16 protein-coding genes are annotated in these 13,613 nt (G+C 75.3%); 11 read left to right on the top strand and 5 right to left on the bottom strand.

All coding sequences use genetic code 11. The features are described from left to right. Positions 1-70 precede the first annotated feature (70 nt). Positions 71-448 (top strand): FKBP-type peptidyl-prolyl cis-trans isomerase, encoded by a 378-nt coding sequence (locus ACI79G_RS18140; RefSeq protein WP_091221660.1) that lies wholly within the window; start codon positions 71-73, stop codon positions 446-448. 67 nt (positions 449-515) lie between these two features. Here the strand turns inward: ACI79G_RS18140 and ACI79G_RS18135 are convergent, their stop codons facing one another. Then, positions 516-911, bottom strand: coding sequence for a MerR family transcriptional regulator (locus ACI79G_RS18135; protein WP_456882498.1), 396 nt, complete (start codon positions 909-911; stop codon positions 516-518). A gap of 67 nt (positions 912-978) precedes the next feature. On the opposite strand from ACI79G_RS18135, the gene ACI79G_RS18130 reads away from it, so the two are divergent. From ACI79G_RS18130 to ACI79G_RS18120, 3 genes are read left to right on the top strand one after another with little or no spacing between them, the layout of a single operon-like run. Next, the gene (locus tag ACI79G_RS18130) at positions 979-2,214 is read left to right on the top strand and encodes an MFS transporter (RefSeq protein ID WP_456882497.1); all 1,236 of its coding nucleotides are present in this window, start codon (positions 979-981) and stop codon (positions 2,212-2,214) included. After that, on the top strand, positions 2,211-3,215 hold the full coding sequence (locus tag ACI79G_RS18125; RefSeq protein WP_456882496.1) for a cation diffusion facilitator family transporter: 1,005 nt from the start codon (positions 2,211-2,213) through the stop codon (positions 3,213-3,215). Before ACI79G_RS18130 ends, ACI79G_RS18125 begins: the two co-directional genes overlap by 4 nt. 29 nt (positions 3,216-3,244) lie before the next feature. Further along, positions 3,245-3,913, top strand: a complete 669-nt coding sequence (locus ACI79G_RS18120; protein ID WP_456882495.1) for a DsbA family oxidoreductase — start codon at positions 3,245-3,247, stop codon at positions 3,911-3,913. On the opposite strand, the gene ACI79G_RS18115 is transcribed toward ACI79G_RS18120, so the two are convergent. From ACI79G_RS18115 to ACI79G_RS18105, 3 genes are all read right to left on the bottom strand, one after another. Further along, positions 3,884-4,033 carry a hypothetical protein gene (locus ACI79G_RS18115; RefSeq protein ID WP_456882494.1) on the bottom strand — a complete coding sequence of 50 codons (150 nt, stop codon included), beginning with the start codon at positions 4,031-4,033 and terminating at the stop codon, positions 3,884-3,886. The genes ACI79G_RS18120 and ACI79G_RS18115 overlap by 30 nt on opposite strands. 303 nt (positions 4,034-4,336) lie before the next feature. After that, a complete protein-coding gene (locus tag ACI79G_RS18110; RefSeq protein WP_091221674.1) occupies positions 4,337-4,579 on the bottom strand; it encodes an acyl carrier protein in 243 nt (80 codons plus the stop codon). A gap of 77 nt (positions 4,580-4,656) precedes the next feature. Continuing rightward, positions 4,657-4,890 (bottom strand): hypothetical protein, encoded by a 234-nt coding sequence (locus tag ACI79G_RS18105; RefSeq protein WP_456882493.1) that lies wholly within the window; start codon positions 4,888-4,890, stop codon positions 4,657-4,659. Positions 4,891-4,964: 74 nt separating this feature from the next. Here ACI79G_RS18105 and ACI79G_RS18100 point away from each other — a divergent pair, with 74 nt between their 5' ends. Beyond that, positions 4,965-5,294, top strand: a complete 330-nt coding sequence (locus ACI79G_RS18100; RefSeq protein WP_456882492.1) for an ArsR/SmtB family transcription factor — start codon at positions 4,965-4,967, stop codon at positions 5,292-5,294. Next, a complete protein-coding gene (locus tag ACI79G_RS18095; protein ID WP_456882491.1) occupies positions 5,291-5,806 on the top strand; it encodes an SRPBCC family protein in 516 nt (171 codons plus the stop codon). The genes ACI79G_RS18100 and ACI79G_RS18095 overlap by 4 nt, the downstream gene beginning before the upstream one ends. A gap of 5 nt (positions 5,807-5,811) precedes the next feature. On the opposite strand, the gene ACI79G_RS18090 is transcribed toward ACI79G_RS18095, so the two are convergent. Then, on the bottom strand, positions 5,812-6,984 hold the full coding sequence (locus tag ACI79G_RS18090) for an NADH:flavin oxidoreductase/NADH oxidase (protein WP_456882490.1): 1,173 nt from the start codon (positions 6,982-6,984) through the stop codon (positions 5,812-5,814). Between the two features lie 225 nt (positions 6,985-7,209). On the opposite strand from ACI79G_RS18090, the gene ACI79G_RS18085 reads away from it, so the two are divergent. From ACI79G_RS18085 to ACI79G_RS18065, 5 genes are all read left to right on the top strand, one after another. Next, positions 7,210-9,024 (top strand): phosphoenolpyruvate carboxykinase (GTP), encoded by a 1,815-nt coding sequence (locus ACI79G_RS18085; RefSeq protein ID WP_456882489.1) that lies wholly within the window; start codon positions 7,210-7,212, stop codon positions 9,022-9,024. Between the two features lie 177 nt (positions 9,025-9,201). Further along, a complete protein-coding gene (locus ACI79G_RS18080) occupies positions 9,202-10,416 on the top strand; it encodes an MFS transporter (protein ID WP_456882488.1) in 1,215 nt (404 codons plus the stop codon). Between the two features lie 20 nt (positions 10,417-10,436). Next, on the top strand, positions 10,437-10,844 hold the full coding sequence (locus ACI79G_RS18075; protein ID WP_456882487.1) for a rhodanese-like domain-containing protein: 408 nt from the start codon (positions 10,437-10,439) through the stop codon (positions 10,842-10,844). A gap of 35 nt (positions 10,845-10,879) precedes the next feature. Next, positions 10,880-11,548, top strand: coding sequence for an acVLRF1 family peptidyl-tRNA hydrolase (locus ACI79G_RS18070; RefSeq protein ID WP_456882486.1), 669 nt, complete (start codon positions 10,880-10,882; stop codon positions 11,546-11,548). Positions 11,549-11,582: 34 nt separating this feature from the next. Then, positions 11,583-13,595: a HelD family protein gene (locus tag ACI79G_RS18065; protein ID WP_456882485.1), complete on the top strand. Its 2,013-nt coding sequence runs from the start codon at positions 11,583-11,585 to the stop codon at positions 13,593-13,595. The last annotated feature ends 18 nt before the right edge of the window (positions 13,596-13,613 follow it).

The raw sequence follows: 13,613 nt of genomic DNA, 5'->3' as shown, positions 1-13,613 counted from the left end.
CCGGCGGAACCGCTGTTTGGATGGGGGACGACCGTCGGGACCCACCCGGCACCGACCCCCAGGAGAACCGATGGCCGAGCCCACCCGACCCGACGTCGAGCCGCCGACCGGCCCCGCGCCCGACGACCTGGTGATCGAGGAGATCACCGTCGGGGACGGCCCCGAGGCGAAGGCCGGGGACCTGGTCAGCGCGCACTACGTCGGCGTCACCCACGACGGCGGTGAGCAGTTCGACGCCTCGTGGGACCGCGGCGACCCGCTGGAGTTCCGCCTCGGCGTCGGCATGGTCATCCAGGGCTGGGACGAGGGCATCCAGGGGATGCGGGTCGGCGGACGGCGCCGGCTGACCATCCCGCCGCACAAGGCCTACGGCGACCGCGGCGCGGGCGGGGTCATCAAGCCCGGCGCGACCCTCGTCTTCGTCGTCGACCTCGTCGGCGTGAGGTGACGGAGGACCCCTTCCAGGGTGCCCTCGCAGGCTCGGGGCGCCCTGGAGGGGGCTGGGTACGACCCCGTCAGGCGGCGGTGTCGTCCGGCTCGGCCTCGACGACGGTCACCGTCGCCAGGTAGCGCCGGACGGCGTCGCGGCTGCGGGCCAGGCAGGTGAGCTGCTCCTCCAGTCGTACGAGCTCGCCGCGCAGCTGAGTCGCGAACGTGGCGGTGCAGGTCGCCGTCCAGCCGGTCACAGCCGGCCCGCCCTCCAAGCCCATGTCGAGCACGGCCCGGACGAACCGGGTGGGCAGACCTGCGTCGAGCAGGGCGCGGACCTGCCGCACCCGGTCGACGTCGGCCTCGCTGTACTCGCGGTAGCCGTTCGCCGACCGCGTGGGCGTCACCAGGTGCTGCTCCTCGTAGTAGCGCAGCATCCGGGTGCTCACACCGGTGCACCCGGCCAGCTCGCCGATCCTCATACCGCCCTCCTCCGCGACGGTCCGTGGGCTTGACCTTCACACCGGTGTCAAGGTCGAGCATCCGCTCATGGCCTGTGACACCACCCCGGTCCCCGTCCCGGCAGCGGCGCTCCACGGCGCCGCGTGCGCTCCGCCGCAGTGGACGCTGACCGCACTCACCGCGGTCGCGTTCGCCACGGTCACCATCGAGCTCAGCCCGACCGGCCTGCTGCCGGTGATCGCTGCCGACCTCGCGGTGAGCCCGTCGGCCGCCGGGGCCCTCGTGGCCACCTGGGCGGTCACCCTGGCCGCGACCAGCCTCGCGCTGGTGCGGGCCACCGGCCGTCTGCCCCGGCAGCGGGTCCTCGCCGTGGCGCTGCTCGTGTGCGGCGCAGCGACGCTGGCCACCGCAGCGGCGCCGTCGCTGGGCGTCGCCGTCGCCGCCCGGGTGGTCGGCGCGGCCGCCCACGGCCTGGTGTGGGCGCTGCTGGTCCCGCACGTCGCGGGTCTCGTGCCGCCCGAGCGGCTGGGTCGCGCGGTGTCCACGGTGCTGGTCGGGCCGACGGCGGCGAGCGTGCTCGGCGTCCCGGTCGCTGCGTCGCTGGGTGGGGTGCTCGGTTGGAGGTGGACGCTCGCGCTCCTGGCCGCGCTCACCCTGCCACCGGCGCTGGTCCTGGTCCGCGGCCGCACGGTCCGGCGGGACGGGGCGGGCACGGCCGTCGGGGCCTGGTGGCGGGACCCCAGCGCGCGGCCGGTAGTGCGCACCGCGGTCGGGACCGCGGCGCTGCTCGCGGGCCACTTCGCGGCGGCCACCTACCTGGCGGTCCTCGTGACCGACGGCGCAGGGCTACCGGGCGACGCCGTCCCTGCGGTGCTGCTCGTGTTCGGCCTGGCCGGCGTCCTGGGCCTCGCCGTCGCCGGGCCGCTGTCGGACCGCCGGCCCGCCACCGCGCTGCCGGCCGTCGCGGTCTCCTTCGCCGCCGGGCTCGCGGCACTGGTGCTGGTCGGGACGCACCCCGCCGTCGCGGTCACCCTGGTCGCGGTCTGGGGCGTGCTCATCGGGCTGCTGCCGCCGGTGTTCCAGACCCGCGTGACACGGATCGCCGCGCCGGAGATCCGCGACGTCGCCGGCGCGGTCGCGATCACGGCCCTCAACGTGGGCATCGCCGCCGGCGCGGCCCTCGGCGGCCTCGTGCTGGCCCGATCCGGGCCGACCGGGTTGGTGCTCGCGGCGGCGAGTGCGGCTGCGACCGGTGCCCTGGTGCTCCTGGTGCGGAAGCCGGTGGTTGCGCCGGGCAACGACGGGGCACGGGAGGCGCCATGACCGAGCCGGGACCGACCCGCGACCACGCCCTGGCGGAGGAGGCGGCCGGCGAGTCCGGCGGCGGGGAGTCGACCGGCACCGTCGTCGTCGCCGGGCTGGCCAACATGGGCATCGCCGTCGCCAAGCTCGTCGGCGGTCTGCTCAGCCACTCCTCGGCGATGCTGTCGGAGGCGGCGCACTCGCTCGCCGACACGATCACCGAGGTGCTGCTGTTCGTGGCGCTCAAGCGCGGCAACCGGGCGCCGGACGCCCGGCACCCGGTCGGCTACGGCCGGGAGACCTACTTCTGGGCGCTGCTGGCCTGCCTGGCCACCTTCACCCTCGGCGCCGGCTTCTCCTTCTACCAGGGCGTCACGACCATCGTCGGGGGTGAGGAGCAGGGCGACCCGCTGGTGGCCTACGTCGTCCTGGCGGTGTCCTTCGTCCTCGAGGGCACCTCGCTGCTCAAGGCCGTCCGCCAGGTGCGCGGCTCGGCCCGCCGGTGGGGGACGACGCCCCGCCGCTACCTCGCCGCCACCACCGACACCACGGTCAAGGCGGTGACCTTCGAGGACAGCGCCGCCCTGGTCGGCCTCGTGCTCGCCGCGCTGGGCCTGTTCCTCGAGCAGGTCACCGGCAGCGCCACCTGGGACGGCCTCGCGGCGCTCGCCATCGGCGTCCTCCTGCTGCTGGTCGCCGGGTCGCTGGCGCGGGCCAACGTCTCGCTGCTCATCGGTCAGTCGCTGCCCCGCCGGCTCGAGGACCAGCTGCGCGCCGAGGTCGCCGGCCTCGACCAGGTCGTCGACGTCCCGGTCCTGCTCACCACCGTGATCGGGCCCGGTCAGGTCATCGTCTCGGCCAAGGTCGACTTCGCCGACGAGGTGACCGTCGCCGACATCGAGCGCGCCTCCGACGAGGCCGAGCGGCGGTTGGTCGCCCGGTACCCGGGGGTGCGCTACGTCTTCCTCGACCCCACGCCTGGGGACGGCCGGGCGCGGGCGGGAGCGCACCGGCCGGAATGAGCCGGGCGGGCGTGCGGTTGGTGCGCTCCGTGCGCATCGAGGTCTGGTCCGACGTCGTCTGTCCGTGGTGCTACATCGGCAAGCGCCGGCTGGAGGCCGCGCTCGAGCGGTTCCCGCACCGCGACGAGGTCGAGGTCGTCTGGCGCTCCTTCCAGCTGGACCCGAGCACCCCCGAGGGCGAGACCCACGCGACCCTCCCGGCGCTGGCCGCTACGTTCGGCCGCCCGGTCGAGGACGTGCGCGGGATGATGCGGCACGTCGAGGAGACCGCCGCCGGTGAGGGCCTGCGCTACGACCTGGCGAGCGGTGTCAGCGGCAACACGCTGCTGGCCCACGAGCTCGTCCACCTGGCCGCCGAGCGCGGGCTGCAGGGTGCGGTGAAGGAGCGGCTGCTGCACGCGCACTTCGAGGAGGGGCGCTCGGTCTTCGACGTCGACTCCCTCGCGGCGCTGGCAGGGGAGGTCGGCCTGGACGAGACCGAGGTGCGCGCCGCGCTCGCCGACCACCGCTACCGGCCCGCCGTCCTCGACGACATCCGCACCGCGCGGGAGCTCGGCGCGACCGGTGTCCCCTTCTTCGTCGTCGACCGCAGGTACGGCGCCGCCGGCGCCCAGCCCGCCGACCTGCTGCTGCAGGTGCTCGAGCAGGCGTGGGCCGACACCGCACGGTCAGGTCAGCAGGTCGCAGGCCGCCCGTAGCGCCCGCTGGGCGTCGGCTGCCGTCTCCCGGACGACGTCGGCGGCGGGCCGTTCGCCGGTGACCCGCTTGACCGCCTCCCCGGCGTGGAGCGGCGCCGCGGAGAGGTCGCCAGCGCCCACGCCATGAGGTCGATGCCGAACGACAGGCCGTCAGCCGCGGGGATCGCGGCCTGCGCGGCCACGGAGCCCCTCGTGGCGGCGTTGCCGACGCCGGTCATCCCGAGGCCCCGCCGAGGGAGACGGCGCGTGCGAGCGAACCGCCGGCCGCACCGGCCATCGGGGCTCCGACGACCGGTGCGGCCAGCGCGGACGTGCGGGTCGGCGGCGTGCGGATCACGCCGCCGTCGTGCCCACCCGGGCCGGCCTCCCCGCGGGGCCCGCCGCGCGCTCGCGAGTGGTGGGGCCCGCAGGGAGGTCCTCCCGCTACTGGGTGGCGGGTCCGCCCTGCTCGGTCCCGGAGATCTGCCGCAGGAACTCGTGGCAGCGCCGCGCCCGCGCGGAGTCCTGCTCCATGACCTCGCGGAAGAACGACGCGATGTCCTGCAGCCCGGCGTTCTCCGCGTCACGGACGTACTGGCCGTAGTCGTGCCCGGCCTTGAGCGAGTGGTACTGCACCGAGATGAGGTCGTAGGTGACGTCCTCGAAGCCGGTCTCACCGGTGGCCATGGAGGTCCTCCTCCTCGCTGAGGGACTGGGGCCCGAGGGTTGCCCGGCCGACGAGTCCTGAAACGGACTGCCCCGTCTCAGTCGCGCGGCGCCTCGGAGAACGCGCCGCCGGTCACGTCGCCGCCGCCGGCGTCGTCGGCCGCGTCCCGGCCGGCGGTCAGGCCCTGCTCGGCCAGCTCGTCCTCGCCGGTCGAGACGGCGTCGTCCTCGGTGGAGGCGAGGTCCTCGCCCTGCCCCAGGGCGCCGGGGTCGGCCTGCAGGGTGCGCGGGTCGTTGAGCGGGTCGGGGACGTCCGGGTCGGTGACGGTCATGGGCTCCCCGTGCCCGGCCGGTCGACGCGCCAACCCCTGGCCTGACGCGTAACACTTGTGTTACACATCTGCCCGTGGAGGCGCTCGCGGCGCTCGCCGACCCGACCCGGCGCGAACTGGTCGCCCTGCTGGCGCGGGGCGAGCTGGCGGCGGGGGAGCTCGCGGAGCGGTTCCCGGTGAGCCGCCCGGCGATCAGCCGGCACCTGCGCGTGCTGCGCGAGGCCGGGCTGGTCCGCAGCCGGGTGGAGGGACGCCGGCGGCTCTACGCGCTCGACCCGCGCCCGCTGCGGGAGCTCGACGACTGGCTGGCGTCCTACCGCGACCTGTGGGCCCAGCGGTTCGACGCACTGGACACCGAGATCGCCCGCGGTCGGCGGGCGCGGAGGAGCGGAGAGACCCCATGACCGTGCAGGACGCGATGGCCCGACGTGGCGTCGTCACCACCGAGGCCGACGGCCGGCAGCGCCTGGAGTTCCACCGCTCGTGGCCCGACCCGGTCGAGGACGTGTGGTCGGCGCTCACCGAGCCCGACCGGATGGCCCGCTGGATCGGCACCTACGACGGCGAGCGCGCCCCCGGCGGCACCGGCACCTTCACGATGACCCACGAGCAGGAGCCGGTCGGCGAGGCGATGACGGTCGTCGAGTGCGACCCGCCGCGGCGCCTCGTCGTCTCCTGGGTGGGCCAGGACGACTGGACCGTCGAGGTGGACCTGTGGAGCGAGGGCGGCCGGACGGTCCTGCGCTTCCGGCAGGTCTTCGCCGCGGACGCCGACGTCGCCGACTTCGCCGCCGGCTGGCACTGGTACCTGGACAAGCTCGACGCCGAGGTCGGCGGGCGCCCCGCCCCGCGGGACTGGGACGCCTTCGCCGCCGACGTCGCCGCGCCGGTCTACGGGGTGTCGACCGGCTCCTGAGCCGATCAGCTCGGGCTGGTCGTCTGCACCGGGTCGGGCCCGGTCCACGGGCCGAGCGTGGTGAGCAGCCGGTCGCGCGCGGCCAGCCGCGGCCCGGCCTGGACGGGGTAGGCGTCGTACCCGGCGGTGAGCTCCCGGGCGGCGTGGACGGCGAAGTTCGGGTCGTCCTGGGCCTCCCGGGCGACCGCGACCAGGTCGGCCGAGCCGCTGGCGACGACCGCCTCGGCCTGGCGGGCGTCCACGATGAGCCCGACGGCCATCGTGGCGACGCCGGCCTCGGTGCGCACCCGGGCCGCGAAGGGCACCTGGTAGCCGTAGCCGATGGGGTGCTGCCAGCCGCCGCCCAGCCCGCCGCCGGAGGTGTCGACCACGTCCACCCCGCGGGCGGCCAGCTCCCGGGCGAACGCCACGGTGTCCTCGAGGGTGACCCCGTCGGACGAGCCGTCGACCGAGGAGACCCGCACGAACAGCGGCCGGTCCTCGGGCCACGCGGCTCGCACCGCCTCGACGACCTCGAGCGGGAAGCGCATCCGGGCCTCCGGCGAGCCGCCGTAGCCGTCCTCGCGCCGGTTGGTGAGCGGGGAGAGGAACTGGTTGAGCAGGTAGCCGTGCGCCGCGTGCACCTCGACGACGTCGAAGCCGGCGGCCAGGGCCCGCCGGGTCGCCGTGACGAACGCGTCGCGGATCCCGGCCATCTCCTCGACGGTCAGGGCGTGCGGCTCCGGCCAGCCCGGGCCCACGGGGACGGCGCTGGCCGACACGGTCGGCCAGGGCTGCTCGCCGGGGCGGGCGCTCTCCTCGGTCACCGGGCCGGTGCCGTCCCACGGCCGCAGGCTGCTGGCCTTGCCGCCGGCGTGCGCCAGCTGGATGCCGGCCCGCGCGCCGGAGGCGTGCAGGAAGTCGACCACGCGGGCCAGTCCGGGCACGTGCGCGTCGGACCACAGCCCGACGTCCCCGTGGCTGATCCGGCCCTCGGCGGTGACCGCGGTGGCCTCGACCAGCACCAACCCGAAGCCGCCGAGGGCGAAGCGGCCGAGGTGGACCAGGTGGTAGTCGCCGACGAGGCCGTCGGTCACCGAGTACTGGCACATCGGTGCCACGACCAGCCGGTTCGGCAGGGTCACCCCACGGAGGGTCAGCGGTGCGAGCAGGGCGGGGCGGGTCGGTGCGGTGTCCACGGACCAGGTCAACGCACGTCCCCACCAGGGACTTCCGGCCCGCGAGGTAGACGTCTTATACGTAACATCTCTCACGGTTACAGTGGACGTCCCCGCCGTTAGGCTGTCCGGAACCGGAACCCCACCGGTACCCGTGGCGCCCCGGCGGCCCGGACGACAGCTGAGCAGGACGAAACACCAGCGCCGGCGGCAATCACCCCGGTGTACCCAGAGGATGGAGACGCCGTGACTTCTGTGGCCACCCCCGGTCTCGACAACGCCCCGACCACCCACGCCCGGCTGCTGGCCTGGGTGCGCGAGATGGCCGAGCTGACCACCCCGGACCGGGTCGTGTGGGTCGACGGCAGCGACGAGGAGTGGGAGCGGCTCACCCGGCAGCTGGTCGACGCGGGGACCTTCACCCGCCTGGAGAAGAAGCCCAACTCCTTCTGGTGCGCCTCCGACCCCAGCGACGTCGCCCGCGTCGAGGACCGCACCTTCATCTGCTCGGTCGACGAGGCCGACGCCGGTCCCACCAACAACTGGATGGACCCGGGCGAGATGAAGTCGATCATGACCGAGCTGTACCGCGGGTGCATGCGTGGCCGGACGATGTACGTCATCCCCTTCTGCATGGGCCCGGTCGAGGCCGAGAACCCGATGTTCGGCGTCGAGCTGACCGACTCCGAGTACGTCGTCGTCTCGATGCGCGTCATGGCCCGCATCGGCAGCGCGATCCTCGAGGCGATGGGTGAGGACCGGCCGTTCGTGCCGGCGATGCACTCCCTGGGCGCCCCGCTCGACGAGGGCCAGCAGGACGTGCCCTGGCCCTGCAGCGACACCAAGTACATCGTGCACTTCCCCGAGGAGCGCATGATCTGGTCGTACGGCTCGGGCTACGGCGGCAACGCCCTGCTGGGCAAGAAGTGCTACTCGCTGCGCATCGCCTCGGTGATGGCCCGCGACGAGGGCTGGCTCGCCGAGCACATGCTGATCCTCAAGCTGACCAGCCCCCAGCAGAAGACCTACTACATCGCCGCGGCGTTCCCCTCGGCCTGCGGCAAGACCAACCTGGCGATGCTCGAGCCGACCATCCCGGGGTGGAAGGTCGAGACCCTCGGCGACGACATCGCCTGGATGCGCTTCGGCGAGGACGGCCGGCTCTACGCGCTCAACCCCGAGTTCGGCCTCTTCGGCGTCGCCCCGGGCACCGGCTGGGACACCAACCCCAACGCGATGCGCACCATCGACAAGGGCAACTCGGTGTTCACCAACGTCGCGCTCACCGACGACGGCGACATCTGGTGGGAGGGCATGACCGAGGAGCCCCCGGCCCACCTGACCAGCTGGAAGAAGCAGGACTGGACGCCGGGGAGCGACGAGCCCTCCAGCCACCCGAACAGCCGCTTCTGCACGCCGATCACCCAGTGCCCGATCCTGGCGCCGGAGTACACCGACCCGAAGGGCGTGCCGATCTCGGCGATCCTCTTCGGGGGCCGCCGCAAGACCACCATCCCGCTCGTCACCGAGGCCCGGGACTGGAACCACGGCGTGTTCATGGGCGCCACGCTGTCCTCGGAGACGACGGCCGCGGCCACCGGCGCCGTCGGCGTCGTCCGCCGCGACCCGTTCGCGATGCTGCCCTTCATCGGCTACAACGCCGGTGACTACTTCGGCCACTGGGTCGAGACCGGCAAGCAGCACGACGCCACCAAGCTGCCGAAGATCTTCTACGTCAACTGGTTCCGCCGCGACGAGGACGGCGGCTTCCTGTGGCCGGGCTTCGGGGAGAACAGCCGGGTCCTCAAGTGGGTCGTCGAGCGGCTCGAGGGCACCGCGGCGGCCGAGGAGACCGCGGTCGGCCACGTGCCGACGCCGGACTCGCTGGACGTCTCCGGGCTGGACATGACCCGCGAGCAGGTGGAGAAGGCCCTCGCCGTGGACAAGGACGAGTGGCGCGCCGAGGTCCCGCAGATCACCGAGTGGTTCCAGAAGTTCGGCGACAAGCTCCCCAGCACCATGTGGGACGAGCTCGCCATCCTGGAGCACCGACTCGCCTGAGGGAGAACCACCCTGCAGGGCCCCGCACCGGTCAACGGCGACCGGTTCGGGGCCCTGCGCCGTCCCGGGGTCGGGCGCGCTGCACCGGCACGAGCGCCGCCGGGCCGCGGTCGCGTGGGTCGGTTAGCGTGGGTCGTACCGGCGCCCTCCTCACCTGAGACGACAGGTCACCTCCCCGTGCCCAACCCCTACCTGCACGTGCTGCGCACGCCGCACGCGCGGCCGATGGTGCTGGCCGCCTTCATCGGCCGCCTGCCGCTGTCGATGGTCGGACTCGGCTCGGTGCTGCTCATCGCCTCGGAGACCGGCAGCTACGGGCTCGGCGGAGCGGTCGCCGCGACCGGGGCCGTCACCACGGCCGTCTCCGGGCCGCTGCTCGGCCGCTGGGCCGACACCCACGGCCAGCGCCGCACGCTGCTGCCGGTGCTCGCCGTCTTCATCGCCGCGGGCTGCGTGTTCCTGCCCGCGGTCAAGGAGGACTGGCCCCGCTGGATCCTGTTCGCCTCGGCCGGGCTGGCCGGCGCCTGCATCCCGCCGGTGGCCTCGATGATCCGGGTGCGCTGGACCCACCTGCTGCGCGGCACGCACCGGCTGCCGGCCGCGCTGGCGATGGAGTCGGTGGTCGACGAGTTCGTCTTCATCGTCGGCCCGGTGCTGGTCACCTTCCTGTCCACCACCGGGCACGCCACCTCCGGGGTGGTCACCGCGTTCGTCTTCGCCGTGATCGGCAGCCTGCTGTTCGCCGCCCAGACCCGCACCGAGCCGCCACCGCACGGGCACGCCGCTCGCAGCGGCCCGTCGGCGATCCGCACACCCGGCATCCGGGTGCTCTTCGTCGTCGGCGCCGCCGTGGGCGCGGTCCTGGGCACCCTGGAGATCGCGCTGGTGGCCTTCGCCGACGAACGCGGCGCCATGGCGCTGTCCGGCGTCCTCATCGCCGCCCTCGCGGTCGGGTCCATGGCCAGCGGCATCGGGTGGGGCAGCGTGCACTGGCGGCACCCCCTGCGGCACCGGCTGGTCGTCGTCCTGGGGGTGCTGACCGTGCTGAGCCTGCCGCTGGCGCTGGTCGGCGACGTGTGGGTGATGATCCCGTTCGTGGTGCTCGCCGGGCTGGCCGTCTCGCCGTCCCTGATCAGCTCGTTCACGCTGGCCGAGGTCCTGGTGCCGCGCTCGGCGACCACCGAGGCCTTCACCTGGATCGGCACGGCGCTCGGCCTGGGCGTCGCGGTGGGGTCCTCGGCGGCCGGCAAGCTGGTCGACACGGTCGGGGCCAACAGCGCGTTCCTGGTGGCCACCCTCGCCGCCGCGATCGCCACGGTGGTGGTCGCGGCCACCCAGCGGCTGCTGCACGTGCCGGCCGAGCACGCCGCCGAGCCGGCGATGGCCCGCTGACGTCGGTCAGGACGACCCCCGTGCAGAGCCCGTCCGCCCCCCGGTCCATCGACGAGGTGCTCGAGGAGACGCGCGGCCGCCTGCGCCGCCTCGAGCCGGCCGAGGCGGCGGCGCGGATGGCGGCGGGCGCCCTGCTCGTCGACACCCGCCCGGTCGCCCAGCGGGCGGCCGACGGCGAGGTGCCCGGCGCGCTGGTGGTCGAGCGCAACGTGCTCGAGTGGCGGCTGGACCCGGCCAGCGACGCGCGGCTGCCCGAGGCCACCGACCACGACGTCGAGGTCATCGTGCTGTGCAACGAGGGCTACGCCTCCAGCCTCGCCGCCGACTCGCTGCGGGCCCTGGGCCTGCACCGCGCCACCGACGTCGTCGGCGGCTACCAGGCCTGGGCCGCGGCCGGCCTGCCCACCACCCGGGACGCCGAGCGCTGACCCGCGCGCGGCCGGCCGCCGGCGGTGGCCGGCAGTTGCGCGTCCCGCCCGAGCGCCTGCCGCGCTGGCTGGACGGCGTCGCCGCCCGGCACGGCGCCTTCGACAGCGTCGAGCTCGTCGACGGGGCGGTGCGGGTGACCTGCGCGGACGGCACCGAGGTCACCCTGCGGGCGCCGTTCGACTGGCGGCCCGGGCCGGCTGCACCGTCCCCACCCACCCCGCCGCTGCTCACCTCGTTCAGCGCGGCGGTCCGGGTGCCGCACCGCGCCGCCGTCCTCCTGGTCCGCCGCGGACGGTGGGCGGTCGGGGTGTTCGACGGCTCCGACCTGGTGGTCTCCAAGGTCGACGCCCGCCAGGTCCAGGGGCGGACGGCGGCCGGCGGCTGGTCGCAGCAGCGCTTCGCCCGGCGACGGGCCAACCAGACCGACGCCGTGGTGGGCGCCGCGGCCGAGACCGCCGTGCGGGTGCTCGGGCCGCACGCCGGCGCGGCCGAGGCGTTGTTCACCGGTGGCGACCGCGGCCTGGTGGACGACGTGCTGGCCGACCCGCGGCTGCGGGCGCTGGCCGCGCTGCGCCGCGGGCCGGCCCTCGAGGTCGGCGACCCCACCAAGGCCGTGCTGCTCGCGACCCCGGAGCAGTTCCGGGCCGTCGAGGTCCTCATCAGGGAGCCCGGGGAGGGGATCCAGGTGCCGAAAGGCCCGTGACGGAGGGCGCTGCGCGGCGTAGCGTCCTTCGACCGTGTCCTCCGCATCGAGCGAGACGACCACCGCCCCCGACCCCGTCCTCGCCGCCGAGCGCGCCCACCTGGTGCGCGCGGCCGACTGCCTGACCGTCATGCGCGCGAGCGCCTCCGCCGTCGTCGACGTCGGCGTCGACGCCTGGGCCTCCGAGCGCCTCGGCGCCGCCCGCGCCGAGCGGCTGCGGGCGCTGGCCGCCGACCCCCGCGTCCCGCCGTTCTTCGGGCGCACCGACACCGACACCGAGACCTTCCACATCGGCCGCCGGCACGTGCGCGACGCCGACGGCACCCCGGTCGTCATCGACTGGCGGGCGCCGATGAGCCGGCCGTTCTACCGGGCCAGCGCCGCCGATCCGCAGGGTCTGGTGCGCCGCCGCCGCTTCGGCTTCTCCGGCGGCGAGCTGACCAGCTACGAGGACGAGCTGCTCGGGGTGGGGGAGACCGCGACCAGCAGGCTGCTCGAGGAGGAGATCGAGCGCCCGCGCTCCGGCCCGATGCGCGACATCGTCGCCACCATCCAGCCCGACCAGGACGCGATCGTGCGGGCGCCGCTGGCCGAGTCGATCTGCGTGCAGGGCGCCCCCGGCACCGGCAAGACCGCCGTCGGCCTGCACCGCGCCGCCTACCTGCTCTACACCCACGGCGGACAGCTGGCCCGCACCGGCGTCCTCGTCGTCGGGCCCAACCGCGCGTTCCTCCGCTACATCGAGCAGGTGCTGCCCACCCTCGGCGAGGTCGACGTCGAGCAGACCACCGTCGCCGAGCTGACCGCCCGGGTGCCGGTGCGCGGCGTCGATGCCCCGGAGGTCGCCGTCCTCAAGGGCGACGCCCGCCTGGCCGAGGTGCTGCACCGCGCGCTGTGGGGCTCGATCGCCAAGCCGGCGGACGACGTGCAGGTGCCGCTGGCCGGGCGCCGCCGCCGGGTACCGGTCGAGCGGCTCAAGCGCCACGTCGACGACCTGCGCCGCCGCGGCCGGGCCGGCGAGGACCAGCAGGTGCTGCACCACGCAGCCGGCCGGGAGCGGCTGGCCATGCTGCTGGCCGAGGACGCCCGCCGGCAGGCCGAGGCCGCCGGTGGCAGCCCCACGGACGCCGAGACCCGCCGGGCCGCCCGCAGCGCCGAGGTGCGCGCATTCTGCGACGCGGTCTGGCCGGCGTGGGACGCCGCGGAGCTGGTGCACGCCCTGCTCACCGACCCCGCCGTCCTGGCCCGGGCCGCCCGCGGGGTGCTCGACGACGCCGAGCAGGCGCTGCTGCTCCGCCCGGCCGGCCCCGTGCGCAGCGCCCCGTGGACCGAGGCCGACGCGGTGCTGGTCGACGAGGTCGCCGGCCTGCTCGAGCGCACCGCCGGCTACGGGCACGTGGTCGTCGACGAGGCGCAGGACCTCTCGCCCATGCAGTGCCGCGCGATCGCCCGCCGCCTGGCCGCCGGGTCGCTGACCGTGCTCGGCGACCTCGCCCAGGCCACCAGCCCGTGGTCGGCGGCCGACTGGGGCCGCACGCTCGCCGGCCTGGGTCGCCCCGACACCGCCGTCCGGCCGCTGACCCGCGGCTACCGCGTGCCCGGCGAGGTGCTCGACTACGCCAACCGGCTGCTGCCGGCGATCGCGCCGGGCCTGCCGGCCGCCACCGCGGTGCGCCGCGGCGCCGGCTCCCTGCGCATCCGCGCCGACGGCCCGCTGCCCGAGGTGGTCCGCGAGCTCGCCGCGACGCCGGGCTCCACCGGCGTCGTCTGCGCCGACGCCGCCGTGCCCGAGGTGGCCGGCGCGCTGGTCGGGGCCGGGCTGCCCGCGGTGGTGCTGGGGGACGACGGCGACGCGGGCCTGCTCGCCGTCGTCCCGGCGACGCTGGCCAAGGGGCTGGAGTTCGACGCCGTCGTCGTGGTGGACCCCGCCGCGATCGCCGCCGCCGAGCCGCGCGGGCTGCACCGCCTCTACGTCGTCCTCACGCGGGCGGTGAGCACACTGGTGGTGCTGCACTCCGGGGACCTGCCGGAGCTGCTGGCAGCGTGACGCGTGTGCCGTGCGGGT

This window comes from Geodermatophilus sp. SYSU D00779, from assembly GCF_054050595.1.
The sequence above is the reverse complement of the archived record's forward strand: the minus strand, read 5'-3'. Positions and strand labels throughout refer to the sequence as shown.

What these genes read in the sequence shown, in the direction of transcription:
- ACI79G_RS18130 (WP_456882497.1), top strand. Translation starts at nt 979, where the DNA reads ATGGCCTGTGACACCACCCCGGTCCCCGTCCCGGCAGCGGCGCTCCAC.
- ACI79G_RS18110 (WP_091221674.1), bottom strand. Translation starts at nt 4,579, where the DNA reads ATGGCCACCGGTGAGACCGGCTTCGAGGACGTCACCTACGACCTCATC.
- ACI79G_RS18140 (WP_091221660.1), top strand. Translation starts at nt 71, where the DNA reads ATGGCCGAGCCCACCCGACCCGACGTCGAGCCGCCGACCGGCCCCGCG.
- ACI79G_RS18125 (WP_456882496.1), top strand. Translation starts at nt 2,211, where the DNA reads ATGACCGAGCCGGGACCGACCCGCGACCACGCCCTGGCGGAGGAGGCG.
- ACI79G_RS18105 (WP_456882493.1), bottom strand. Translation starts at nt 4,890, where the DNA reads ATGACCGTCACCGACCCGGACGTCCCCGACCCGCTCAACGACCCGCGC.
- ACI79G_RS18135 (WP_456882498.1), bottom strand. Translation starts at nt 911, where the DNA reads ATGAGGATCGGCGAGCTGGCCGGGTGCACCGGTGTGAGCACCCGGATG.
- ACI79G_RS18095 (WP_456882491.1), top strand. Translation starts at nt 5,291, where the DNA reads ATGACCGTGCAGGACGCGATGGCCCGACGTGGCGTCGTCACCACCGAG.